The 24,646-nt window shown below is 48.8% G+C and carries 18 protein-coding genes; 15 read left to right on the top strand and 3 right to left on the bottom strand.

Going from position 1 to position 24,646, the window contains the following annotated elements:
* Window positions 1–42: 42 nt before the first annotated feature.
* Window positions 43–1,359: an MBL fold metallo-hydrolase gene (locus tag ACUUHJ_RS27705; protein ID WP_472300569.1), complete on the bottom strand. Its 1,317-nt coding sequence runs from the start codon at window positions 1,357–1,359 to the stop codon at window positions 43–45.
* A 175-nt stretch (window positions 1,360–1,534) separates the two neighbouring features.
* On the opposite strand from ACUUHJ_RS27705, the gene ACUUHJ_RS27700 reads away from it, so the two are divergent.
* Window positions 1,535–2,566: a hypothetical protein gene (locus ACUUHJ_RS27700; protein WP_472300568.1), complete on the top strand. Its 1,032-nt coding sequence runs from the start codon at window positions 1,535–1,537 to the stop codon at window positions 2,564–2,566.
* A gap of 285 nt (window positions 2,567–2,851) precedes the next feature.
* On the opposite strand, the gene ACUUHJ_RS27695 is transcribed toward ACUUHJ_RS27700, so the two are convergent.
* Window positions 2,852–3,514 carry an NAD(P)H-dependent oxidoreductase gene (locus ACUUHJ_RS27695; RefSeq protein WP_472300567.1) on the bottom strand — a complete coding sequence of 221 codons (663 nt, stop codon included), beginning with the start codon at window positions 3,512–3,514 and terminating at the stop codon, window positions 2,852–2,854.
* 112 nt (window positions 3,515–3,626) lie between these two features.
* Here ACUUHJ_RS27695 and ACUUHJ_RS27690 point away from each other — a divergent pair, with 112 nt between their 5' ends.
* The 12 genes from ACUUHJ_RS27690 to ACUUHJ_RS27635 all read left to right on the top strand — a co-directional run bounded on the left by ACUUHJ_RS27690 (window position 3,627) and on the right by ACUUHJ_RS27635 (window position 21,407).
* Window positions 3,627–4,007 carry a winged helix-turn-helix transcriptional regulator gene (locus ACUUHJ_RS27690; protein WP_472300566.1) on the top strand — a complete coding sequence of 127 codons (381 nt, stop codon included), beginning with the start codon at window positions 3,627–3,629 and terminating at the stop codon, window positions 4,005–4,007.
* Window positions 4,008–4,116: 109 nt separating this feature from the next.
* Complete coding sequence (locus ACUUHJ_RS27685) at window positions 4,117–5,640, top strand: YcdB/YcdC domain-containing protein (protein ID WP_472300564.1); 1,524 nt, start codon at window positions 4,117–4,119, stop codon at window positions 5,638–5,640.
* 76 nt (window positions 5,641–5,716) lie between these two features.
* On the top strand, window positions 5,717–6,265 hold the full coding sequence (locus tag ACUUHJ_RS27680; RefSeq protein WP_472300562.1) for an RNA polymerase sigma factor: 549 nt from the start codon (window positions 5,717–5,719) through the stop codon (window positions 6,263–6,265).
* Complete coding sequence (locus tag ACUUHJ_RS27675) at window positions 6,252–7,940, top strand: YcdB/YcdC domain-containing protein (protein ID WP_472300560.1); 1,689 nt, start codon at window positions 6,252–6,254, stop codon at window positions 7,938–7,940. The genes ACUUHJ_RS27680 and ACUUHJ_RS27675 overlap by 14 nt, the downstream gene beginning before the upstream one ends.
* A 462-nt stretch (window positions 7,941–8,402) precedes the next feature.
* Complete coding sequence (locus ACUUHJ_RS27670) at window positions 8,403–9,401, top strand: thiamine pyrophosphate-dependent dehydrogenase E1 component subunit alpha (RefSeq protein ID WP_142498129.1); 999 nt, start codon at window positions 8,403–8,405, stop codon at window positions 9,399–9,401.
* Window positions 9,402–9,429: 28 nt separating this feature from the next.
* Window positions 9,430–10,464: an alpha-ketoacid dehydrogenase subunit beta gene (locus tag ACUUHJ_RS27665; protein ID WP_015893387.1), complete on the top strand. Its 1,035-nt coding sequence runs from the start codon at window positions 9,430–9,432 to the stop codon at window positions 10,462–10,464.
* Between the two features lie 34 nt (window positions 10,465–10,498).
* A complete protein-coding gene (locus tag ACUUHJ_RS27660; RefSeq protein WP_289674724.1) occupies window positions 10,499–11,743 on the top strand; it encodes a dihydrolipoamide acetyltransferase family protein in 1,245 nt (414 codons plus the stop codon).
* 13 nt (window positions 11,744–11,756) lie between these two features.
* The gene (lpdA, locus tag ACUUHJ_RS27655; protein WP_289674723.1) at window positions 11,757–13,136 is read left to right on the top strand and encodes a dihydrolipoyl dehydrogenase; all 1,380 of its coding nucleotides are present in this window, start codon (window positions 11,757–11,759) and stop codon (window positions 13,134–13,136) included.
* 190 nt (window positions 13,137–13,326) lie between these two features.
* Window positions 13,327–15,210 carry a sigma-54-dependent Fis family transcriptional regulator gene (locus ACUUHJ_RS27650; protein WP_472301246.1) on the top strand — a complete coding sequence of 628 codons (1,884 nt, stop codon included), beginning with the start codon at window positions 13,327–13,329 and terminating at the stop codon, window positions 15,208–15,210.
* Window positions 15,211–15,504: 294 nt separating this feature from the next.
* Window positions 15,505–17,199, top strand: coding sequence for a YcdB/YcdC domain-containing protein (locus tag ACUUHJ_RS27645; RefSeq protein ID WP_472300558.1), 1,695 nt, complete (start codon window positions 15,505–15,507; stop codon window positions 17,197–17,199).
* Window positions 17,200–17,801: 602 nt separating this feature from the next.
* Window positions 17,802–19,064 carry a group II intron reverse transcriptase/maturase gene (gene ltrA / locus ACUUHJ_RS27640; RefSeq protein WP_106834678.1) on the top strand — a complete coding sequence of 421 codons (1,263 nt, stop codon included), beginning with the start codon at window positions 17,802–17,804 and terminating at the stop codon, window positions 19,062–19,064.
* A 375-nt stretch (window positions 19,065–19,439) separates the two neighbouring features.
* Window positions 19,440–21,407: a M6 family metalloprotease domain-containing protein gene (locus ACUUHJ_RS27635; RefSeq protein WP_289674721.1), complete on the top strand. Its 1,968-nt coding sequence runs from the start codon at window positions 19,440–19,442 to the stop codon at window positions 21,405–21,407.
* A 120-nt stretch (window positions 21,408–21,527) separates the two neighbouring features.
* Here the strand turns inward: ACUUHJ_RS27635 and ACUUHJ_RS27630 are convergent, their stop codons facing one another.
* Window positions 21,528–22,622 carry a suppressor of fused domain protein gene (locus ACUUHJ_RS27630; protein ID WP_289674720.1) on the bottom strand — a complete coding sequence of 365 codons (1,095 nt, stop codon included), beginning with the start codon at window positions 22,620–22,622 and terminating at the stop codon, window positions 21,528–21,530.
* A gap of 145 nt (window positions 22,623–22,767) precedes the next feature.
* On the opposite strand from ACUUHJ_RS27630, the gene ACUUHJ_RS27625 reads away from it, so the two are divergent.
* Window positions 22,768–23,946, top strand: coding sequence for a DUF4272 domain-containing protein (locus ACUUHJ_RS27625; protein ID WP_472300557.1), 1,179 nt, complete (start codon window positions 22,768–22,770; stop codon window positions 23,944–23,946).
* On the top strand, window positions 23,927–24,646 hold the full coding sequence (locus ACUUHJ_RS27620; RefSeq protein ID WP_289674718.1) for an alpha/beta fold hydrolase: 720 nt from the start codon (window positions 23,927–23,929) through the stop codon (window positions 24,644–24,646). The genes ACUUHJ_RS27625 and ACUUHJ_RS27620 overlap by 20 nt, the downstream gene beginning before the upstream one ends.

The following is a 24,646-nucleotide window of genomic DNA, read 5'->3' as shown; positions in this document are numbered from 1 at the left end:
CACCTATTTAAACTACGATAAAATGAGTACAATTACCTATTTTCATATATTGTTTGTCGTAATATAACGGTTGCGAACCTTCTCTCTCAAATAATTTAACGCAAAACGCAAAAATGCCCCGTTCCACCCCATATAAATTCCGAAATTGTTTAGCTGTGCAACATGACCGAGCATGACAAAGCGCTTGAAACGGGCATTCCGACCTTTTGGCGCTTGCAGTCTGCCATTGATGCGTAGCGTACTCCATCCCCACAAATGGGTGAAGCAATAATGCAGAGCCTCAGATGACAGCTCCACATCACAATCGAGTGGATCGCATGGGGATTCGATCAACCCATCTGCTAGGGAAAAGCGAAATGTCTTTTGATAGTCTGACAAATAAAAGGTAACGGGCCTAACGATAGAGAGAAACAGCGAATGATTATTTTTCCGAATCTGTTCCTTGAAGTCCAAGGCAGCCTCGAGTAACATGTCCCATTCAATTTTGATCGAAGGAAGAAGAGTAGGAGAGGAAGCCATCTTCTCATAGTCGCGTGCGTAGAGGGCGAGCGCTTTTGCAGGATTATGGGCTTCATGTGGCGTCCACGTATCCCCGGGGTACAAAATAATTGGTTTGGCATCCGTTTCTTCTAGCAATAGGCGGTACACACTGTCTACTTTATTGATCGCATCATTCATGTAATAGTTTTCGTCGTGACAAAACCAGGCGAAGCTGGCGAAGGGAATCACGTAGAGAGGTTGAAGGACTTCCACCTGTTTTTTCACCCGGGCGAGCTTTTCCATAGCACGTTTTTTGCGGAGCAGGAAGTCTTCCTTGTTCCCAGCCCATCCCGCATACGAGAATTGCGTCCATACTAGATCGATGTCACCGACACGGTTCAGGATATCCTTGGCTTCCTGTGTGGTGCTGACCTCGCAATCGTTCAGGTTCAGGATCGTCATATCAGCTGTCTTGATGCACAGCCAGGAATCGCCGACAGGAAACGGCCGACATAAAACAGAGATATCGTCGGACAAGGAGTACCATTTGTCCGGGGAGAGCTCAATGACTTGCTGAAAGCCAAAGGCACGGCACCAATCGATCACTTTTTTATCGGTTGACTGCTGGTAGAGGATCGTAATTCGCTTGCGATACTCCTCGGGTATGGTTCGCAGGCTCTGTGGATGAAAATGATCTGGATGCTCATGAGAAAACCATATATGCGTAATCTCGGCAAAATCCTCAGAGGTGAAGCGGGTTTTGGCTAATAAGCCCCAGCCGTTATCAAAGGCAGTTCCCGTAAGCCAAGGATCGGTCAATAATTTGATGGAATCGTGTTCCCATAGAAACGAAGCGTGGTTGATCATTTGAAATTTCATGTGGTTTGTCTCCCTATGTATACTAGCGATTTGCTAAAAGGGATGATCCTGCCGGGGCGGAAAACGTGACAGGAATTTGAAAAATATATTTTTTCTGGGGGATGTGTCACAAGCTGTGCATGAGGAGGATCGTAACAAGTGAACAGCAATCAACGAGTCGAAAGGATGAACCGACATGAAAAAGCTAGCACTTGTTACCGTGAGCATGGCAGCACTCCTTCTCTCAGCAGTATCCCCATTCGGGATCGCACAGGCACAAACTAACATGGTAGCCGCTGCGAATAAAGCGAAAGCGATCACTTTTGATCAGCTTCTCAAAGAAATGGATAAAAAACAGCCAGTCTCCATGTACATCGAATCCACGCACACATCGAAAGTGAAGCAGGATACCCAGACCCAAAAGGCAAAAACATGGGATAACACGATCAAAGGCGAATGGAGAGAGGAAATCTCAGATGGGAAAAGGGTTCAGCATGCCGTAGGGAAGGCGGGACAGGTGGCAGCGTATCAAGAAGGCGGCAGAGGATTTGTCCACTCCGCAACGATTGGCCCATACGATAATGAAATCAACAAGACGAAGCGAGAGCTAAGTCGCTTGAAAGTGACGCTGCCAGATTCGAAGGTGGAGATCACCGTGAAGGAAGCACAACTGTTGAATCGAGCTGTGTATCACGTCGCGAAAAAAGAAGAGGCGAAAATCAATGGCAAGCCTCATCATTACCAGGATGACCTGTGGATCGACAAAGAAACAGGGCTGCTGCTCAAGCGGACCTTCACCCACAATCAAGCACAAGCATTTTCGTACACCGTAGACAAGGTGGATTTCCAACCCGCATTTGATGAGAAAATATTCGAAGTGAGCATTCCAGCGGGTGTGGAGCAGAGCAAGTTTTCCCCTGAGGTGGAAAAGGGAATAGCCGAGGTGACGAAGCTTTTCCCGGACACTGCGCAGTTTTCCGATTATGATGATTACGGCATCGAAGGTAACTGGCAACTCCTGAAAATGATGGAAACGCAAAAACGAGTGTACAGTCCGACCCCTCGCGCAGAAGCTTTCGTTATCATGGACGCCCGTACAAACGAATTGAGCAAAGTCATGATCCAAAATCCAGATTGGGTTTCGAAAAAGCTCCCTGCCGAGAAGATGGCAAAAGAGAAAGCAGCTGCTTTCCTAAAACAGCTGGTGGGTGATCAATCAAGCCAGTAAAAAGTAGAGGAAAAGGTCGAGCGGGGCGGTGGCGGTTCCAGTTTTGAAGACTATGACTATGGCTTTGTGACAGCAGACGTGACGTTCCGTCCAGCCACAGGCAAGGGAATCACGATATCTGTGGATGAAGCAGGTCGCATCGTAGGCTTTCAGTATACGGATGAGTAAGTAAATAGGTAAGGAAGATAGTCGCTTGCTTTTGCGGGCGACTACTTTTTTTGTCACGATGAACGCCAAAAAGCATTCGGAATACGAATGCTTTTTACGTGTAACCAATCCTGAATTTTAACCGATAAAACGAATAATCTCTTCTTTCGCTTGTCGGGTTTTCGCACGGGGTTCATTTTTCCGATAGCCAAAAGCCACCATGCAAGCCACGCCGAAACGTTCTCTGTCCAGCAGCCCCTCCGCCGCAAGGATGTCCTCAACCTTTTCTTTTGCAAAGCCTTCAATGGGGCAGGAATCAATGCCGATCATCGCAGCAGAAGTCATCATATTGCCAAGCGCGATGTAGGTCTGTCTGGATGCCCATTCGAACATGACTCGCTCGTCATCAAACACGGAGAAATCGTTTTTCAGGAAGTGATCGTAAGCAGCGCCTTTTTGCTGTACGACGTTTTCCGGCAACTCTTGCGTGTCTTTCATCATATGTTGGATATATTCGGAATCAGCGGCCATTTCTTGTTTGGTCCGAGCCAATACGATGATGAAATGACTTGCGGTCGGGAGTTGTTTTTGTGCACCCCATGCGACGGGTAACAGCTTCTCTCTAAGCGTCGGCTCTTGCAGCACGAGGAAGTTCCATGGTTCAAAACCAAAGGAGCTAGGCGACAGACGAGCTGTCTCCATAATAAAGTCAAAGTCTTCCGTTGTAATTTTTTTAGCTGCATCAAACTCTTTGCAGGCATGTCTGAATTGATAGGCTTCTATAATTTGATCTTTATGCATGATGAGCTCCCTCCGTTAAAAGTGTTTTACAAAAATAAGCATACCGAATACACTAAAGAAAAGTAAGTACGCACTTTTTCGGTTAATACTTACCAAAAGGGAAGTGTGTGGGATGAAGAAGAAACCAGCGATGAGGTACGTATTAAATGGAAAAGAATATCCTTGCCCAATCGAACTTGCCGTCTCGGTTTTTGCGGGAAGATGGAAGGTATCCATCATTTGTCAGCTGTTCAAAGGGAAAAAAAGGTACGGAGAGTTAAAGAAAAATATACTCGGTGTGAATCATAAAATGCTGGCAGAACAATTGCGGGAGTTGGAGGAAGCAGGAATCGTCAAGCGTGAAGTGTATCCGGTCGTTCCGCCAAAAGTAGAGTACGAATTGACCGAGCTAGGGCAAGGCTTGGGACCTGTCATTGAGTATTTACGAGAATGGGGAGAACATTTTCAAACAGAGGCACCAGAAGAGTCTCTATCTACTGCTCACGGGTCATGAAAATCGCCACCTGAAAGGGTGGTTTTTTTATTTTGTAACCTCCCGGTGGTTTTTCCGACTATTACATAGGACAAAAAACAAACACAAACTTCCTTGGGAGGGAACAACTGTGAAACATACAAAGAAATTGGCAAGCACGTTACTCATGGCAAGCCTGTTGGCGACAACTCCGGTATGGCTGCAACACCCGACAATGACCGTACAAGCTGTGGACAATCAAGAGCAGATGAAGCTCTCACTTGCAGCAGAAAAAACACTTCAAACACTCTACACCATCCAGCCTGAATTAAAAAATATGGACAAAAAGATGAACGGACCGAAAAACGGCGTGTATGAACTGCGCTTTGACAAGAGAATTGCCCCGGGCAAGATGGAGCTATATGCCATGGTGGTCCTCGATGCAACGACTGGTGCTTTGCATAGCTACGAAAACGAACAGGAGATGCAGAAGCAAAACAATCAGCCATCGGAAGCGGTGGCCAAACAAAAATCTGCGGCATTTTTGCAAAAGCTCTTGGGCGATGATTTCAAAAAGTACAAAGCCACTCAGACAACAAAAGGTGAATGGGATGCTGTTACCTACACGCGCCATGAGCATGGTGTACCTGTTTTCACCGATCGTTATGTCGTTGGTGTCAACGGTTCGAGTGTGATGTACGTGAACACGTTTGAAGGCGCCCCGCTCCGAGCAGCCTCTTCCTTGTTTGCCAAGCCAGGAAAGGTAATGTCCAAAGAAGAAGTGACGGGGAAAGTAGCTTCGCTCATGGAGCTTACGTATTCCGCGCATAAAAAGGAGACAGGAAAGCCGGCTTTGAAATACTCGCTGGAGTCGACCGGATACTTGGATGCTGTGACAGGAGAAGAAATCGAGAGTGCCTTTTCCCTTAAAAGCCGTTACTCGGATGTCATTGCGGTCAAGCCAGGCGGCAAAAAGCTCACAGCTAGCAATGCTGATGAAGCTATGAGCGTGCTGACAGAAGAATTTCAAATCCAGATGGATGGAATCACGTTAGAGAAGGATACGCATACCCTGGCGGAAATGAAAGGGGAAGGGGAAACGATTTACAGGTCCAAGGGAAGAGATGGCAGAATCACGGTCTATACGAACAACAACGAAGTGACCGGCTTTCAAGTCCGTGGGAAAGTCGAGATGGCCAATGATATACAGCATGGCAACAAACCGGTAAATGCCCAGCTTTCGTACGAGCAAGCCAAGGAAAAAGCGGTGCAGTTTTTACAGCCGTACCTCGACTCTAGTGTAAAAGAGCTGAAGATCGATCAAAAAGAGATCAGGATGCCATCTGCAACGTCATACAGCTTCAGCTTCTACGCGCTGCATGACGGCGTGATTGTTACGGATCAGAATTACCTCGTCAACGTAGACGGACAGACCGGGGAAATCGTGAATTACATGAACTCCTTTACGAAGCCATCTGCTCCGTTCCCGGACAAAAAGACCGCCATTTCCAAAGAAGCAGCCGCCAAGCACTTTTTGAAGGACCGTCCTGCTGTGCTCGGGTACATGTTCCCTGTTCAGAATGAGAAGGTGCAAGCAAAGCCAAGTTTGGTTTATTCCATCGACACGGTTTCTTACTTCTTGCTTGATGCGGTAACAGGAAAGTCATTCAAATAATTGTATTCGATCCCGCTTTCTATCATGAGAAGCGGGATTCCATCATGTCCTGTCGCGAGAAGAGGAGGAAGAAGCCTTGGATGCTCGAGAAGATCGAGGTCAGCAAGACATATCAGGGATATACAGGATGTATTCCAAAGAAGTCTATCAGTATCTCTATCATTTTAATGGAAGTCGGGAAGCCGCAGAGGATTTGACCCAAGAAGTGTTTGTGCGCGTCATTAAATCCTTGCACAGATTTGAGGAGCGCTCGAGTATGCGCACTTGGATTTTGCATATTGCCAAGCATGTTGCCATCGATGAATACAGAAAGAAACGGCTGCAAACAATTTTTGCCGGGACCTTGCTAAAGCTGTTGCCCAGCTCAGAGGGTTTGCCGGAAAAAGAGCTGCAGGATAAAGAGGAACGTACTCATCTTGAAAAAGCGCTGCTGCAACTGAAGCCCAAGTACCGAAACGTCATCGTATTGCGGGGAATCAGAGAGTATACGGTGAAGGAAACAGCGGAAATTCTCGGCTGCACAGAGGCGAAGGTCAAGGTAGACTTTCACCGTGCGATGAAGATGGTAAAGGAAACGGCGTTACACACTTATGAAAAGGGGGCTGGTGTGCATGAAATTTCCTAGCGATGAAGAAGTGTTACAGGAATTTCGGAACAGACCGGATGCAGACCCCCGGAGCGAGTTTTTGCACACATTGGAAAGAAAGCTGATCGAAGTCGATCGACAGCATCGAAGCAGAAGCAAAACGCGACGCACGACAGTTCGATTGGGATTATCCGCAGCTGTGCTGCTCGCAGTCTTTTTGCTGGCGCCGATTTTTACCCGGCTGATTACCAATCCGGAATCTATCATGACGACGCAGCCAGAGGCTCCGCTCGTGTTAAAGGGTCAGCAGCTGAAGTTGGCGGAAGTATCCCCTGCCGCGAAGCAAACCTTGGAAAAGCTGTTCAATCTCGTTCCGGAATTAAAGACGATAGAACCCAAAGTCATCGGAAAAGAAGATGGAATCTATGAGATTGTCTTCTATCAAAAGGAGCAAGGAAGGGAACAGCGGTACGTATCTGTAGAGATGGTAGCAGTCACGGGGAAAATGAGCCGTTACGAAAATGAGAAAGCGATGAATGAAGGGGCCCCTTCGCCTACAGAAGAACAAGCGAAGCAAGTATCTGCTGCCTTTTTACAAGCGCTGTTGGGAGACGAATTCAAGCAATACCAAGCGAGTCAGTCCAGTGGCACTGATTGGGATGCGATGACCTATACGCGCTATGCAAATGGGCTACCCGTTTTCTCAGACCGATACGTCGTTGGTGTCAATCGTAATGGTGTGACGTATGTCAATACGTTCGACGCCGCGCCACTGCAAATATCTGCGGAGTCGTTTGCCGAACCGGACGCTGTATTGTCCGAAGAAGAGATCACTGAGAAAGTGGCGTCGCTCATGGAGCTTACCTATTTTGCGAGTTCGAGACATACTGGGAAGCCATCGCTGACGTACTCTCTTCAGACGACTGGATACGTGAATGCGGTGACAGGAGAAGAGGTATGGGGGGAAGCGTCGCATAAAAGCCGGTACTCCGCTTCCATTCCGGTAACGCCTGGAGGCAAGAAGGTCGCTGTGCAAATGGAGGAAGAAGTTGCAAAGGCTATGGCGGAACAGTTTCACGTGAATCTGGACGAATTTATCCTCACTAGTGGTAAGAAGACGATGGAGGGTGAGCAGATGACGTCCTACAAGGCCAAGAAAGGGCAAGGCAGAATCACCGTTTACTCAAACAACGGGGTAATTACAGGTTTTCAGGTGCGGCGTGGTACAGAGACGGCCAGATCTACCCAGCATCAGAACAATCCAGTAAATGCTCAGCTTAGCTATGAGGAGGCCAAGGAAAAAGCCGTTGAGTTTTTGCAGCCCTATCTGGACAGCCGTGTGGAGGAATTAAAGATTGATGAGACCCAGATGTCGATGCCTTCTGCAACAGCGTACAATTTCACCTTTTACGTCCTTCATAATGGCGTGATTGTTGGTGATCAGCAATACCTCGTCAATGTGGATGGGCAAACTGGGGAGATCGTCAATTTTATGGACTATTTCACGAGTCCGACCGAATCGTTTCCGGAATTGGATACAGTCATATCGAGGGAAGAAGCAGCCAAGCGATTTTTGCAGGGCCATCCGGTTGAATTGGGGTATGTGCTTCCGGTAACAGATGGGAAGCTGCAACAAAAGCCACTTCTAGTTTATACGGTGGACACGATTTCTGGCTTTAGGCTGGATGCGGTAACAGGAAAGGCATTCAAATAAACATAGGTGATCCCGCTTCTCATTATGAGGGGCGGGGTTTTTATTGGCTCGGGTCTGGGGTGAGAAGCGCAAGCTCGTATGGCGCCTTTTTTCGTTCAACCTTGCCATTGACCAACCGGGTTCGATAGTTCAAAAAATCAAAGCCAGTTTTCTGCGAACAGCTGGTTGTCATTTTGAACGGCATAAGGCTGCTCCAGGTAATAGAATAGGATTTGCAGATGAGGCCTTTCTGGTATAACGCCGGGAGGTTTTTTTGCGTTGCCACACTCCAAAGGCACGCGGTGAGCCAGTGTACAAAAGGAGACAAAACGAGACAGGTGTCCACTTTTGTTTCCCGCCAAAAGTAAAGCGGTTACAAAAAAACGTAATGTGACCTGCTTCGACGGTTGGCATACTTTTTGCGATATCCATTGTGTCAAAGGCCGGACCCCAATAAAACATGTTCGAGGAGGAGACACGCAAATGACGAAAGTGGATCAGCAAGTCAAAGGAATTCCGTTGTCCCGTGAAAAGGCAGCTTGGATGTACCAAAAAATGCTGGAGATCCGGAAGTTCGAGGACAAGGTGCACGACCTGTTCGGCCAAGGGAAAATCCCTGGTTTCGTCCATTTATACGCGGGGGAGGAGGCCATTGCGGTCGGGCTTTGCGCGCACCTGGACGACAGCGACACCATTACCAGCACGCATCGAGGGCACGGACACTGCATCGCAAAGGGGTGCGATCTGAATGGAATGATGGCGGAGATTTACGGCAGAGCCACGGGACTTTGCAAAGGAAAGGGGGGCTCCATGCACATTGCGGATTTGGACAAAGGAATGCTCGGGGCAAACGGCATTGTCGGGGGTGGCTATCCGCTTGCTTGTGGAGCCGCTTTGACAGCCAAGTACAAGCAGACAGGCGCTGTAAGTGTATGTTTCTTTGGAGACGGAGCGAACAACCAGGGTACGTTCCATGAAGGGATCAACCTGGCAGCCATTTGGAAGCTGCCAGCCGTGTTCGTAGCAGAGAACAACGGATATGGGGAAGCCACGCCGTTTTCGTACGCCTCCAGCTGCAAAACCATTGCGGACCGTGCGATCGCTTACAACATTCCCGGCATCCGAGTGGATGGCAAGGATGTGCTGGCCGTTTATCAGGCAGCGCAGGAAGCAATCGAGCGTGCCCGTCGGGGAGAGGGACCGACTCTGATCGAGTGCGTGACGTACCGCAACTACGGCCACTTTGAGGGCGACGCCCAGAAATACAAAAAAGATGAAGAGAAGAAGGCGCATCTGTCGGAAATAGACGCGATCAGAAAATTCCAGAACGATCTGCTCTCTGGAAAGCTGTTTACTGAAAACGAGCTAGGTGAAATCGAAGCAGCTGTTGACAAAGCGGTCGATGAAGCAGTCGCGTTTTCGGAAAACAGTCCGTACCCGGAGCCGTCCGAACTGTTGACAGACGTATACGTATCGTACTGAAAAAACGATAGCAAAGGGGGAAGGGAACATGACTAAAAAAATAACCATGTCGCAGGCAATCAACGAGGCGATGAAACTCGCGATGCGCAGAGACGAAAACGTGATTTTGATGGGCGAGGACGTAGCTGGCGGGGCACAGGTCGACCATTTGCAGGATGAAGAAGCATGGGGAGGCGTTCTCGGGGTAACGAAAGGCCTCGTTCAGGAGTTCGGCCGAGAGCGGGTGCTGGATACCCCGATTACCGAAGCGGGCTATATCGGGGCGGCGATGGCTGCCGCGACCACTGGTCTTCGCCCGATTGCGGAATTGATGTTCAACGATTTCATCGGAAGCTGCCTGGACCAGGTGTTGAACCAGGGGGCCAAGTTCCGGTACATGTTTGGGGGCAAAGCACAGGTGCCCGTTACGATCCGCACGACACACGGCGCCGGATTCCGGGCGGCGGCGCAGCATTCGCAAAGCCTTTATGCTCTGTTCACGGCCATTCCGGGCATTAAAGTGGTGGTTCCGTCCACACCTGCTGACGCGAAAGGGCTGCTGCTGGCATCCATCGAGGACAATGACCCCGTAATCTTCTTTGAGGACAAGACGCTATACAACATGACAGGGGAAGTGCCAGACGGTTATTACACAATTCCGATCGGCAAGGCGGACATCAAGCGTGCCGGTTCGGATTTGACGATCGTCGCGGTCGGTAAACAGGTGCATACAGCCTTGGAGGCGGCGGAGCAGCTCGCCAGGAAAGGAATTGAAACGGAGGTCGTCGATCCGCGGAGCCTGTCGCCGCTCGATGAGGATACGATCTTGGGGTCCGTTCAAAAGACGAATCGGCTGATTGTCATCGACGAGGCGAATCCACGCTGTAGCATTGCGACCGACATCGCGGCCTTGGTCGCGGATAAAGGCTTCGACAGTCTGGATGCGCCGATCAAGCGGATTACAGCACCGCATACTCCGGTGCCGTTCTCGCCTGTACTGGAGGACCTGTATTTACCGACGCCGCAAACGGTGATTCAAGTGGTATCCGAACTGCTTGGCGATAAATCGCTGCTGAGCGTCTGATTCAGAAAGAAAGAAGAAAACGGAGGGAAAACCGATGGCAGTCGAGGTGCTCATGCCGAAGATGGGAATGGCGATGAAAGAGGGAACGGTTTCCCGTTGGAACAAACAAGCCGGCGATCTGGTATCCAAAGGAGAAGTGATCGCTAGCATCAGCTCGGAAAAAATCGAAGCGGACCTGGAAGCACCGGCGAACGGTGTTTTGTTGAAAATCACTGTTTCGGAATGGGAGGGTGTGCCACCTGGAACGGTCATTGGATATATCGGTCATCCAAACGAGCAAATCGCGGAGGAAACGGCCGCAACGGCGACGTTCGAGACGGTTGCTCTCGAGAAAAAGCTGGAGGAGCCCGTGGCTATGACGGAGTCGGCCACGATTGCGGCAAGTCCGACAAGTGCGAAAGAAGTGAAAATTTCCCCGGTCGCGCGCAAGCTGGCCGAGGCGGCCGGTCTCCCCGTCGAATCCCTCATCGGCACGGGACCGGTGGGCAGGATCACAAAGGAAGACGTAGAAAAGGCGATCGCTGACCGGGAGGCGAAGCAGGCTGTAGCAGCGGAGGATGATAGACCACCTGCCGTTGTCGTGGAGGAAACGACGGAGCAATTGCCTGTCACGGGTATGCGGAAAGTGATCGCTTCCCGGATGATGGCCAGTTTGCAGGAAAGCGCCCAGCTTACGATCACCACACGGGCCGATGCCACGGATTTGATCGCTTTGCAAAAGAAAATGAACGAAGTCACTCAAAAAGAGCACGAAATCAAGCTGACCGTAACTGATCTCATCGCGAGGGCGACGGTTCTCGCTCTCCAAAGGCACAAGCAAGTAAACAGCGCCTATATCGATGACCGGATTCATCGGTACGGGCACGTCCACCTGGGAATAGCCGTCGCGCTTGAACAAGGGCTGGTCGTTCCAGTCGTTCGGTATGCAGAATCAACATCGGTGCTGGACCTCTCCCGCCGGATCAAAGCGCTGGCTGCACAGGCGCGGGAAGGGACGCTTGGCATGGAAGAGATGCAAGGGTCTACCTTCTCCATCACGAACCTTGGGGCATACGGAATTGATTTCTTTACGCCAGTGCTGAATTCGCCGGAGGCAGGCATTCTCGGCGTAGGGGCTGTGCAGGAAACGCCTGTCTTCATCGGTGAGGAAGTACAGCGGCGGAGCATTCTCCCGCTCAGCCTGACGTTCGACCATCGCGTACTGGACGGAGCACCGGCAGCCGAATTTTTATACACGCTGAGAAAATACCTGGAAGAGCCGTACCGGATGCTCTTGTGAAGGACGTGATGGGATGAGTGCGATTGCAGTGATCGGAGGGGGACCTGCGGGCTACGTTGCGGCGATTGTCGCCGCCCAAAAGGGCAAACAGGTCACCCTGATCGAGCAGCGGGTGTTGGGTGGGACCTGTTTGAATGAAGGATGTATGCCAACCAAATCGCTCCTGGAGTCCGCCGAGATGGCCGAGAAAATAAAGCATGCCGGCCGCTTCGGCATTCGCATGCCCGAACAGGAAGTATCGATTGACTGGCCGGGAGTGCAGAGCTACAAAAACAACATCGTAGAGCAACTCGTCATGGGAATCAGATTTCTCATGAGAAAAAACAAAATCAAGGTGCTTACGGGCAAGGCTCGTTTTGTCAGCCAACGCCAAATAGCGGTAAAGATGGATCAGGGAGAAGAAATTGTTGAAGCCGATAAAATCATCATCGCTTCGGGATCGGAGCCGATGGAGCTACCATTTGCTCCGTTTGACGGTCGTTGGATCATCCACAGTGGACACGCGATGTCGCTTTCGGCGATTCCCGAGACATTGCTGATTATCGGCGGGGGCGTCATCGGATGCGAGTTTGCTAGCATATACAGTCGCATGGGGTGCGACGTGACAGTGATTGAAATGGCGGATCAGATTCTCCCCGGCGAAGATGCGGATATTGCGGGTGTTCTGCAAGATCAGCTGGAACGAACCGGGGTGAAGATCTTGACCTCCACGTCATTGACGTCGGTCGACCAGCAGACGAAAACCGTTCGTTTCAAGAATCCGGATGGTAGCGGGGAAGCCACAGCAGAGATCATGCTGGTTGCTGTCGGAAGGATGCCTCGGACGGCTGAACTGCAACTTGATCGGGCGGGTGTAGCATTCGGCAAGCAAGGGATTTCCGTAAACGGGCATATGCAAACGAACGTGCCACATATTTACGCATGCGGGGATGTTGTCGGGGGCATCCAGCTCGCCCATGTCGCTTTTCATGAGGGAACAGTAGCAGCCTTGCATGCATGCGGTCTGGACGCCAAAGCCAATTATCGGGCTATACCGAGGTGCATCTACACGTCGCCGGAAATCGCTGGTGTCGGCCTCACCGAGAAGCAAGCCAGGTCCCAATACGGAGACGTAAGAATCGGAGAATTCCCGTTTTCCGTTAATGGCAAGGCAATCATTCTCGGTGAAGCGATCGGAAAGGTGAAGGTCATCACGGAACCGGAATACAACGAAATACTGGGTGTGTCCATCGTAGGCCCGCGGGCGACGGAGTTGATTGGGCAAGGAACGGTCATGATCCACGGGGAAATGACGGCGGATATGATGGAAACGTTCATTTCTGCTCACCCGACGTTGTCAGAAGCTGTTCACGAAGCTCTGCTGTCTGCCATCGGTCATGCCGTACACGCCTGAAGCATCGACTCAACCAAAAGCCCCCTGTAACCCAGGGGGAATTTTGATTTGCGGCCATTGTAAACGCTGCCATTATTGATTAGAATTTAGACAAAAGGAGACGACCTTGCATACATTCTGGCAGGAGTTACTTCAGGCGAGTTACTGAGGGAGGGAATGTATCTTGTTTGAATTCGCATTAAGTTCGCAGATGTGGAAGCAGTTCGTTCAGGAAGGCGTACTGGATTCTTCACGGATTCACCAATCCATCATCGAATCTTGGTATCGCTCCCGGAACGCCCAAGTCAGCCCGTACTTGGATCGGGGAAGGCACATTCTGAGCGGGGAATCTCTCCGGCACCAACAGCAAAAGAATGCTATGCTTATGGAAGTCGCTGCCCCTTTTCTCGAAAAAATGGATCGACTCGCGAGCGAGATGGGAATGATCGCGCTTTTAATCGATCCAGAAGGCTACGTGCTCTGGATGAAAGGAAGCAAAAGTGTCCGGGAGGTAGCCGAAAAAATACGATTCGTAGAGGGCGTGCGCTGGACGGAAGCCGAGATGGGGACAAATGCAATTGGGACGGCGCTGTCGCTGGGGCAGCCGATTATGGTAACCGGCTCGGAGCACTATTCCATAGCTTCCCATGGTTGGAGCTGTGCTGCCGCTCCAATACGCAACGATGACGGGGAGGTCCTGGGTATCCTCGACGTTTCGTGCCCGGTTGACCGGGCGCATCCATACATGCTGGGGATTGTCACTCAGGCCGCCTATACGCTGGAGAAAGAAGTAAAGCTCCGCTCTCATCACGACGAGATGGAATTGATTCAGGGTTCGATGGAAGTACTGGAAAAGGAACAGCCGCTCATCATTTGCAACCCTCGTCAAAAAGTCGTCGCGGCAAGCAAACTTATTCGTCAGAACATTCCGAATTGGTGCGGAATGCGTACCGAAGAAATATACATGCGCGGGTACCGAAATCGGATGGAAGTGCCGATTTGCTCTGCGGAGCACGGTGGTTTCATCGGAAAATGTATCTACCTTCTGAATGCAGGGGAGCAACAGGTGAGGCAGGCCGTCTATCAGGACAAGGATTCAGCCAAGCCGTTTCGGTTCCGCGGCGAGGCTGGCACTAGCCGTGTATTTCGAAAGACGCTGGAAGAGCTTGGGCGGGTAGCTTCCGCGGACATCAATGTCTTTATCCTAGGCGAGACAGGCACCGGAAAAGAAGTGATCGCCCGTTCGATTCATGAGAACAGCAAGTGGGCAAGCGGGCCGTACGTTGCGGTGAATTGCGGCGCGATCCCGACAGAGCTGCTGGAAAGCGAACTATTCGGTTATGTGGAAGGGGCATTCAGCGGGGCGAAGCGAACCGGAGCGAAGGGGAAATTCCAACTTGCCCACCAAGGAACTATTTTCTTGGACGAAATTGGGGAGATCCCGCACTCCATGCAGGTGGCGCTTCTCCGTGTCTTGCAGGAACGTAAAATAACTCCGCTGGGCGGCAGCCAAGAGATACCCGTCGATTTTCGCGTGATTGCGGCTACGCACCGCAATATCCACCAACTGGTCAAAGAAGGGAAGTTCCGAGAAGACCTTTTTTATCGTCTGTACGTCTATCCCGTGCATGTTCCGGCACTCAGGCAGAGGGCAGAAGACATTCCGCACCTCGTTCACCATTACTGTGAAAAGAATGACTGGGATGCTGTGTTCCCTCCGGAATTCTTTGCCGCGCTGATGGATTACACCTGGCCAGGAAACATTCGCGAGCTTATGAATGTGCTGGATAAATTGCGGATTCTCTCTATGAACAGATGCGACGACCTTTTACATCAGCTGCATTCCTTGCTCCATCAAAGCGCAGAGCTGAGCAAAAGCGTCTCTACCAGCCTTAGCTTTCCTGAACAGAGGACGGAGGAGCACCGGGCTTCTCTATCGTTTCGCGATAAGATAATGCAGCAGCAAATGGTCGAGGCGCTGCAAAAGACAAACGGGAATGTGTCGAAAGCGGCGAAACTTCTGGGAATCCCTAGAAGTACGTTCTACAAACGAATACATCGGTTTGAAGAAACTGCCAAACCTTCTCGCAGTTGACGGTGTCAGAGAGGAGTACCACAGGATAAGTCTTCCTCTTTTCCAACGAAGAAAACGGAAACGAAGGTACGGGAGCTTTTCAGGGGGTCAGATAGAACGGGCTGTTCCGTGAAAATACAGTTTTAGACTACACGTCCTCGCCGATTAACGCGAGGACGTGTTTTTTAATAGAGATAAGGGATTATATAATAAAAATGGAATAATATGTGACGCGAATAATTGCCCTTCCGTCTTACCCTTGGTAAGGTCAAACAGAACTTATCCGCAAATCTGAATACAATTTGGAGGTGCCCAATGAAACTCAATTCATCCATGATGACGGTTATAGCGGCGTGCTTACTTGCCTCTGCACCTGCTTGGACTCCCTATCAACCAACGGTACAAGCAGCAAGCGATGTGAAAAAGGCAGCGTCTCAAAAAAATGATTATTCCCAAGATGTTCAGAATTCTCTGGACAAGCTATTTGAGGTGATTCCCGAGTTGAAAGGGTATCGACTAATTGATAAACATTATGAGGAAGACGGCTTTGGTCGTTATCCAGAACCAATCTGGAGCTTGCACTTCACCAACAGGCCAAAAACAGATGAAAAAAAAGAGTATGACGCATACTCATCCGTTAGCCTTGAGCTGGACGCACAGACGGGCCGGCTGCTTTTCATGGATATCCAAAATCCAGCATGGGCTTCAGCCGATTATCCGGAAGAAAAGCTTGCCAGAGAGAAGGCTTCCACTTTTATCGAGGACTTATTCGGTACGGAAGCAAAACAGCTAAAAGCCGTACAAAGTCTCAGCAGGGGAAAAGCAGGATCAGGTGACGGGAAGGGCAACAAGCTGGAATGGGCTCGCTCCACTGTGAAATACCACTCTCTCATCAATGACCTCCCTCTGTCCAACAACTCTATCTCCGTATCCGTTGACCATGCTGGCCATATTATTCGCTATGAAGCGTATCATTTCATCGATCCTAGCAAAGTGAACTGGCCTGATCCGAAAAAAGCGATAACACTTGAGGAAGCAAGCAAAATCTATAAGGACAAGCTTAAGATGGACCTGGTATACGTATGGGAGCAACCGATTTCCTATGCTCAAAATGGAAAACCGGCAGAAAAGAAACCGATGCTTATTTATCAACTGAATACCATTGGTTGGATCGATGCTCTGACCGGCAAAGTCACAGGGGAAGAAACAGAAATGGTAGGGGAGAGTGTTCATGTAAAAGGAGAAGGGAAAAGCATCAAAATAGCTTCCCGCGAACAAGGAGAGAAATGGCTGAAAACACAGTTTGGTATTGATGTTTCTGGTGCGACCTTTGAATACGATGATCACAAGGACAATCTTTTAGAAGGACTTCAGACAATCGAATCCTATCGGTGGATGAACGATTCAAATAAAGGTACTCCTGCATTTGAGATGGTTAGCCTCATTACAGATGAACAGAGTGATCGGCTCATCGACTTCGATCTGAATTTCCCAGACGAACGAAAAACAGAGCAGAAAATCAGTGTAGAGGAAGCGAAGAAAAAAGCGATCGCAGCACTCGTACCTTATCTTGACCCGGCGTTAACGGAGCTAACGCTTATCGTAGAGTCTCCTGAAGAAGATATTCCGGAGTGGGTAGACAAGAACAAGCTGGATAAGGAAGAGGATAAAGTGTATTCATTCACTTTTCACGGAAAACGCAACGGGATCGAAGTATCTGACGAGTTTTATATGGTGGGTGTAGACAAGGCGACGGGCACGATTACCGATTTAAACCTCCATCCACTCAACCCGGGTGTTACCCTTCCAGATTCCAAAAAGATTATAAGTGCAGCAGAAGCAAAAGAAACGATCCAACAAGAAATTGACCTGGAGCTGGTCTACGTATGGGAGCAGTATGATGGTCAAAGAGCTCCCGAACCGCAACTAGTCTATCAACGTAAATGGAAGAGTGGCTATAGCTTTATCGATGCTTCGACAGGGAAGCTCGTGAAAGTGTCCCGCCAATAAATGACGTAACAGCCGATTTGCTCTCGCAGCAATATCGGCTTTTTTTCGGTGCGCCCAGCATGGGCGATAACTCTAGGGTGTAAGTCCCGAACGGGGGTTGGCTGTACCAACCGTTAGCTCAAGGCAAGGGTGTCTACCGTGAGGTGGAATCTGGAGGAAGCCGGCGGCAAAGTCCCGACCTGAGGTACACGAATCCAATTTGAGGCTGTTGTATTCGGGCGAGTCTGCTGAACAAGACGAAGCCCTATACAGCCAAGGAATACAGCAGTAAACTTGGGCAGGTACATGGGATGAAAGTTATCGTTCTTACCTGGGGAGGTCTGCATGAAGTGCCTTCAAATGTTGGTAACCGTCTCCGTAAGGAGTCGCTGAACATGCAGAAGTCAGCAGAAGCCATAGTACCCAAGTATAGGACGCTTGAACGGGGAAGGGCTGAACATTAAGTCAACACATCCGCTAATCACTTTCGTGATCAAACTGTGAAGCAGAATTCCGTAAGGAACTACTCTTGGAGAATAAGGGTGAAGCCCTGAGGGTACAAGAGAGGGCTGAGTATTGACCGACAAGACTAGAAGGATGCGTGCGAAGGAAAGGGTATCGTCATGGAGTTGTTGGAGAAAGTCCTATCACGGGAAAATCTATTAGTGGCGCTCGAAAGAGTGGAAAGAAACAAAGGATCGGCGGGAATCGACAGTGTTTCAACCGAACAACTGCGCGATTATATCCGTGAACACTGGTTAACCATTAAAGAACAGATTATGAAAGGAACCTATAAACCTTCCCCTGTCCGCAGAGTCGAAATCCCGAAAACTGACGGAGGGGTAAGGTTATTAGGTATTCCTACCGTGATAGATCGCTTAATCCAACAAGCCATTCTCCAAGTTCTTACTCCCATATTCGATCCCCACTTTTCAGAATCCAGTTTCGGATTCCGACCGAATCGCAGTGCGCATGACGCTATGAGACAAGCACAATCTTATATTTCCGAAGGATATCGCTTTGTCGTAGATATGGACTTAGAGAAATTCTTCGACCGGGTAAATCACGATATTTTAATGAGTCGGGTTGCCCGAAAAGTAAAAGACAAAGCTTTGTTGAAACTTATTCGCGCATACTTACAAGCAGGCATCATGATCAATGGAGTCTGCCTCTCGGCAGTAGAAGGCACACCACAAGGTGGCCCGCTTAGTCCGTTATTGGCGAACATCCTGCTTGACGACTTGGATAAAGAGCTGGAAAAGAGAGGACATCGCTTTTGTAGATACGCAGACGATAGCAACATCTACGTGAAAACAAAGCGGGCGGGAGAACGGGTAAAAGAGAGTATCCAAAACTACTTGGAGAAGGTACTTAAGCTAAAAGTAAATGAGCAGAAAAGTGCAGTGGATCGACCTTGGAAACGTAAGTTCCTCGGTTTCAGTTTCACTAACGCAAAGCAAGCAAGGATTCGGCTTCATCCAAAATCACTTCTGAAGTTGAAAGAGAAAATCCGCTTCATCACAAATCCGGTATGGAGCATCTCTATGGATGAAAGGATTCGGAAGCTAAACCAGTATCTCATGGGATGGGTTGGATATTTCGCCCTTGCAGATGCAAAGAAAATTCTACAATCCATCGAAGAATGGATACGGCGTAGACTCCGACTTTGCTTGTGGTCTCAGTGGAAGCGAATAAAAACCCGATATCGAGAACTTCGTTCTCTGGGTTTATCACACGTCCAAGCAATAGAAATTGCAAACACCCGAAAGGGTGCGTGGCGTTCCACAAAGACTCCTCAAATACACAAAGCCCTCGGAGTTGCATACTGGCAACAACAAGGGCTGAAAAGTTTAGTACAACGATATTCTGTTCTTCGTCAAGCTTGATGAACCGCCGTATACCGGACGGTACGTACGGTGGTGTGAGAGGACGGGAGTTAGTCACTCCCTCCTACTCGATTACACCTAGCATGGGCGTCGCTCTAGGGTGAAAGTCCCGAACGGGGGCGCTTTATTAGTTAATGATAAAAAAAAATCCCCGATTTATAGAAAAAGTTAACATGTTACCAAAAATTCCCAATAATGTAGGTAAGGGCATTCTGGTAGTTCTGTATAGATGATCTGTCGATTCATTCTACGTATGAACCAGGTCCATTTATCAACAGAATATTCAGCATGCCATAGAAAGCGGGGCGATCTTCATGAATCTATAGAGGAAGCCATTCTCACAGGATAACAACTTCTAAATCGGGAGGAACATTTATGCAAAGAAGTTTTAAAGGCCTGTTCACATCTGTTTTTTCATTGATTTGTGTTTTGTATTTTCAAACGGATGTTTTTGCCGCACCCGCATATGATGGAGTTGTCAAAATGAAGCAACCGTCTGGTGAATCGTTTCAAGCCGTGATGCATGGAGATGAATGGTTCCATTGGGCGAGCACAAAGGATGGCGATGTACTTTTACAAGATCAGGAGGGATATTGGAATTACGCTGAACTTACATCAGATGATCTGCAATCGACGGGGATAAAATATAAAATTGACGAAAAACCTTCAGAAGCGGTAAATGAGAAAAATTTAATGGAATGGATAAATGAGTACGACCCTCAAGCAAATAAAAAACAGGAGTTCCTGAATGAGCTTCAACAAGAATTCTCGGGATCGTCAGAAAAAAATATTGACGGAAGTATCACGCCAGTTTCAGGAACCCAAAAATTGCTAGTTTTGTTAATTGGATTTACAGATGTTGATATCGCCTATAACGACAACGATTGGAGCAACAAATTCTTTTCTGCAAATCAAAAGTCGGTAAAGAATTACTATAATGAAGTGAGTAATGGAAAAGCACAGATCACCCCAGCATCCGAAATATATGGTACGCACACTGATGGAGTTGTGAAAGTGAGATTAGATTACGCCCATCCGGATACATCGGGAAAAGACATTAGGACGGTTATAACAGATGCACTGGATAAAGCGGATCCTGTGGTGAACTTTGCTAGTTTTGATACAAATAATGATCAAGTCATCGACTCTAAAGATAGCTTCTACATTGTAACTGTTCTTGCTGGTAATGAAGAGGCTAGTGGTGGTGCAGTGCCAAATATTTGGGCACATCAGTGGTATGCTCCCAACACAAATCATGATGGTGTTACAGTATCAGGGATGTATACGACGCAGGGTGAAAAACAATTTGGTCATATGGCAACGATGGGTATCACTGCTCATGAATTCGGTCATTCCTTGGGCCTTCCGGATCTCTATGGTGCTAATAATCATGTGAGTGGTCTAAGTATAATGGCAAATGGAACCTGGAATAATCTCCAAGGGGAGGAACCTGGAACGACACCCACTCATATGGATGCCTGGTCAAAAGCAAAATTAGGATTTGTCACACCAACTGTAGTAAATGCCACTAACAATTTTACGTTACAAGCCATCCCGAATAATTATAATGTTTTAAAGGTTCCTTTAAAGGATAATACGTATTTTTTAGTTGAGAATCGTGAAAAAGTTGGATATGATGCTAGCTTGCAAACAGTTTCTGGAGGCATCGCGGTTTGGCACGTTGATGAATCCATGAGTAATAGCACGAATGACCCGCATCCTTTCATTGACATTGAGCAATCCGTGAGTGAATATCAAGACCCATTCTATTACACGAATAACAATCATACTGCCTCCTTTAGTCCAGACACCAATCCGAACAGTAACACCTACACGGGAGAAAAATCGGGAGTAACGATTACGACAACAAGCACAAGTAATTCTGCCATGAATGTGGCAGTCACAGCAGGAGAAGCCGGTCTGATTCCGAAAACGAATTGGACGCTAAAATACGTAGACAGCGATGAATTGTACAATGAAGCTCCGAAAGCCTTTGATGGAAACAACAGCACGTTTTGGCACACGAAATGGAGCCCTGTAGCTCCAATGCCTCACGAGATTCAAATTGACTTGGGTGCAACGTATAGCATTTCCAAATTTAGTTACCTGCCCAGACAAGATGGTCAAGTGAACGGAACGATCAAGAACTATGAGTTCTACGTCAGCAGTGATGGAGTAAATTGGGGAACAGCTGTAGCCACAGGTACCTTTGCAAATGATACTACATTGAAAGAAACCAGCTTTGCAGCCAAGACAGGTCGCTATATTAAACTGCGTGCCTTAAGTGAGGTAAACAATAACCCATGGACAAGTGCTGCTGAACTCAATGTATTTGGGCAATAATGTATGGTAAAGAGTAGCTATTGCAATCATTGATACGCTACTCAAAAAGGTTATCATCTGCTGAGAGCTTCGCTCGGCATTTGATAACCTTTTTATTCCCCTAGAAACTGTTTTCTAACTTCATGCTTCCTTCCTAAATTTCGCAACCCCATTAAAAATCCAGCTTGCACCTTCTCCCGCAGAGTGCTGAAGCAATTGCTCAGACCCATGCATTTCTGCATACTGCTGTTCCTCCGCGGTAATCGGAATCATCCATAATAGATTCACAGGATCACCCGCCATGAGTGGAAGTGGAATGCGCGGGGCATCCTCAGGTTTTGCGAGCAGCATAGAGGAGAAGCGGCTATTAATCTGACTGATTTCCTGGCACGGAATGGTGTGACCCTGTGCGAGGAAGGTCATATACGACCACGGCAGAGAGGTTTGGCCGCTAACGTAGGCCAGCAATTGCTGTTCGTTTTGGGCGAGCCATTTGGTTTCGCAGGCAAAGGCCAGCTCGAATCGGCGTAATTGCTCCGGTTCTTCTGTATACTGCTCGACTTTTGGCTGAGGCAAAATGGACACGCCGAGGGTCATCGCATAGGTAACATCTCCTTTTTCGATGGTCACCAATGCTTTCGGGGGCCAGTGTCCGCCGTCAATGCCGTAATACTGTTTAACTGGGCCGAGAGTCGAAGTAATCGCGTCCATGAACTGCTGCTGGATGTCAGGCCAAGGGTTGCCGTCCCAGCTCGCCCAAAAATGCTGGGCAGCCTCGATGCGAGCATACATGGCGTTCGACTCCGGTGTTCCCAGCGGAAAGCATAAATCAGATTCTCCGGTGCAATCTCGCGCATACGAAGGATAGTGCGAGCCGTCCGGGGAAGGGCCAGCCCATCCGGGAATCACACACAGCACCTCATCCTCATACAAAAGTGCCGCTGCATCGCCTTCCTCCAGCCAAACGATCGAGAGCTGCTCCGGGTCCAGCCTGTCTGCTCCATCCGGATGAGCGCAGCAATCGCGTGGAAGCATGGGAGCTTGACCATCCTCCATCGCAGCGAAATCGATCGAGTCCGGTGCAGGTCCGTAATTTCTTACCCAACAAGAGCGAATGCTGGCATGCTCCTCACCTGGATAATCCCACAAATAAAAAAAGACGCCGTTCTCATCCTCTTCGACAAAAGCTTGAATCGGACAAATAGGGGAAAACTCCTCTACTAGGATGTTTTTCATAGGTTTCACCTTCAATCGTCGTGATAGACTCGCCGATAACTATAAAGATTTGTGCTTGATTAAACAGGGTTAGGATACCATAATTGACTATTGATTACAAAATTCAGCACTTTGTAAATGTTTGCCCAGCAAAGGAGGTTGCCAGATGAATCAATGCACCATCTATGTCTCCATCCAACAATGCGAGAAAGTCGTCGCTGCGATTGTCGAGGCTTTTCGTGATCAATTGGTAGAGGTATCCGCTGACGAGCGGGCCGTGACCGTGACAGATAAAAAATGGTTTAGCAAAAGCAAGATCACCTTCAATCTTATGCGCGAGGACGATGACCAAGAAGAGTTTCTCCAGATGAAAAAAGGGATGTACGGCTACTTCGCACAGATTGAAACGGCTCACGAGAAGGTCCAGCAAAAGCTGTTGTACCAAATAACAGCGCTCAATGTGGCGGTAGGAATCGTGGCGAGTAAGGAGATCGATCAGAAGACATTTGCGTCCATTATGGAGATCGCCGAAGAAGTACACGGGATCGTCTTTCTCCCTACCGGAGACATGCTCGATAAACAAGGAAGGCTAATTCTGAATACAGCAGGAGAATCCGAAGTAGACGATTTTCTGGTGACGGTCAGTGTAGACCTGATCGATGGCCATATTCAGCCCTCTCAGTCGGGAGAAGCACGCAAGGAGCGGAGCATCAAGCTATTGCAGGAGCAAGGCATTCCGTACATCCCGCATCTTCCTGTCATCGTAGGGGATGAGGACGCTGTCATCAGGAGCAAGGATGAGATTGTTCAGCGAGCGATTGCCCTGTGCTTGATTGCGGTATATGCCGGCGGGATTGCCGAAAACGGACAAATCTATGAAGAGCGGGAGTTCATCGAGGGAATTATTGAGCAGTTTGGCGCTGCTGAATTCTTTACGGAAAAAGAGCGAGACTTCTTGAATGATCCACAGCCAGACCGAACGGATATGATTCAGATGGTGTGGATGTACGAATGCTACTGGGTACTGCTGTGGGCACTCGGCTATGTGGAAGAGCTTCATTTCCCAGATGAGATTTGTGATGTGAACACCGCGATTGACGCTCTTAGAAGCGCGGGTGACTATGATACCTTCTATAGCAATGCAGTCGTGAGAAGCAAACAAGAGATTCTCGACCAGGCAGATTTAATCTACCGCTATGACTGGGCGTGCGTGGATGCGCGCATCAATAATGTTGTGGTTGCGGGTGGTTTGAATGACGAAGTAGTTGTGGAAAGACACAGAGCATTGAATTGGCTGGTTCGTTACATGGAGGATGACTGGGATCATGTCTCGATGGATACATAGGCTGTATTCGCGAAAAAGTGGGACACCTAGTGTAATCTTCCTAGCAGGAATGGGCGATAGCGGTGAGACATGGAAGATCGTTCAAGACCGCATCTCGCAAGAAGCGTCTACCTTATCCTATGATCGGGCGGGGATTGGCAGGAGTCCAGCGCCAGAAGTCGTACCCCGGACATGCCGTGATCTGGTCGAGGAGCTGTATGACTTGCTGCAAGAGATAAAGGTGGAGACGCCTTGTATTTTGGTCGGACATTCTTTTGGCGGTTTGGTTGCCAGATTGTTTGCGAGCCTGTATCCGCAGCTTGTTTCGGGGCTGGTTTTGGTGGACGCTGCTCCTGAATATAAGGAGCTCGCCTATGAAAAGGTTTTGCCTCAGAACCTGATTGCAGCCAATCGAGACTATTACGAGAATCCGATGCGAAACAGCGAGAAGATCGATAAAATACGGAGCTATCAAGAGATTGTTGACTATTTTCGGCAAAGCGACATACCTGTCACGATTATTACGAGAGGCTTGCCGGACGTGTGGGACGAGGAATGGCCGAACGAGGAAATCTTAGCAATCGATCAACGTCTGCAGGCCGATTTCACTAGGCTTTCAACTTCAAACAAGCAAAGAATAGCTACTCGCAGCGGGCATTATATTCATCACGATGAACCGGAAATGGTGATTGAGGAAATTTTGATTATGTTAAGGGGATGA

The organism is Brevibacillus schisleri (assembly GCF_055685845.1).
This window is presented reverse-complemented; position numbering and strand designations above follow the sequence as displayed.

Coding starts and splice junctions, on each gene's coding strand:
- ACUUHJ_RS27705 (WP_472300569.1), bottom strand. CDS start 1,359: ATGAAATTTCAAATGATCAACCACGCTTCGTTTCTATGGGAACACGAT.
- ACUUHJ_RS27700 (WP_472300568.1), top strand. CDS start 1,535: ATGAAAAAGCTAGCACTTGTTACCGTGAGCATGGCAGCACTCCTTCTC.
- ACUUHJ_RS27695 (WP_472300567.1), bottom strand. CDS start 3,514: ATGCATAAAGATCAAATTATAGAAGCCTATCAATTCAGACATGCCTGC.
- ACUUHJ_RS27690 (WP_472300566.1), top strand. CDS start 3,627: ATGAAGAAGAAACCAGCGATGAGGTACGTATTAAATGGAAAAGAATAT.
- ACUUHJ_RS27675 (WP_472300560.1), top strand. CDS start 6,252: ATGAAATTTCCTAGCGATGAAGAAGTGTTACAGGAATTTCGGAACAGA.
- ACUUHJ_RS27670 (WP_142498129.1), top strand. CDS start 8,403: ATGACGAAAGTGGATCAGCAAGTCAAAGGAATTCCGTTGTCCCGTGAA.
- ACUUHJ_RS27665 (WP_015893387.1), top strand. CDS start 9,430: ATGACTAAAAAAATAACCATGTCGCAGGCAATCAACGAGGCGATGAAA.
- ACUUHJ_RS27660 (WP_289674724.1), top strand. CDS start 10,499: ATGGCAGTCGAGGTGCTCATGCCGAAGATGGGAATGGCGATGAAAGAG.
- lpdA (WP_289674723.1), top strand. CDS start 11,757: ATGAGTGCGATTGCAGTGATCGGAGGGGGACCTGCGGGCTACGTTGCG.
- ACUUHJ_RS27650 (WP_472301246.1), top strand. CDS start 13,327: ATGTGGAAGCAGTTCGTTCAGGAAGGCGTACTGGATTCTTCACGGATT.
- ACUUHJ_RS27645 (WP_472300558.1), top strand. CDS start 15,505: ATGAAACTCAATTCATCCATGATGACGGTTATAGCGGCGTGCTTACTT.
- ltrA (WP_106834678.1), top strand. CDS start 17,802: ATGGAGTTGTTGGAGAAAGTCCTATCACGGGAAAATCTATTAGTGGCG.
- ACUUHJ_RS27635 (WP_289674721.1), top strand. CDS start 19,440: ATGCAAAGAAGTTTTAAAGGCCTGTTCACATCTGTTTTTTCATTGATT.
- ACUUHJ_RS27630 (WP_289674720.1), bottom strand. CDS start 22,622: ATGAAAAACATCCTAGTAGAGGAGTTTTCCCCTATTTGTCCGATTCAA.
- ACUUHJ_RS27625 (WP_472300557.1), top strand. CDS start 22,768: ATGAATCAATGCACCATCTATGTCTCCATCCAACAATGCGAGAAAGTC.
- ACUUHJ_RS27620 (WP_289674718.1), top strand. CDS start 23,927: ATGTCTCGATGGATACATAGGCTGTATTCGCGAAAAAGTGGGACACCT.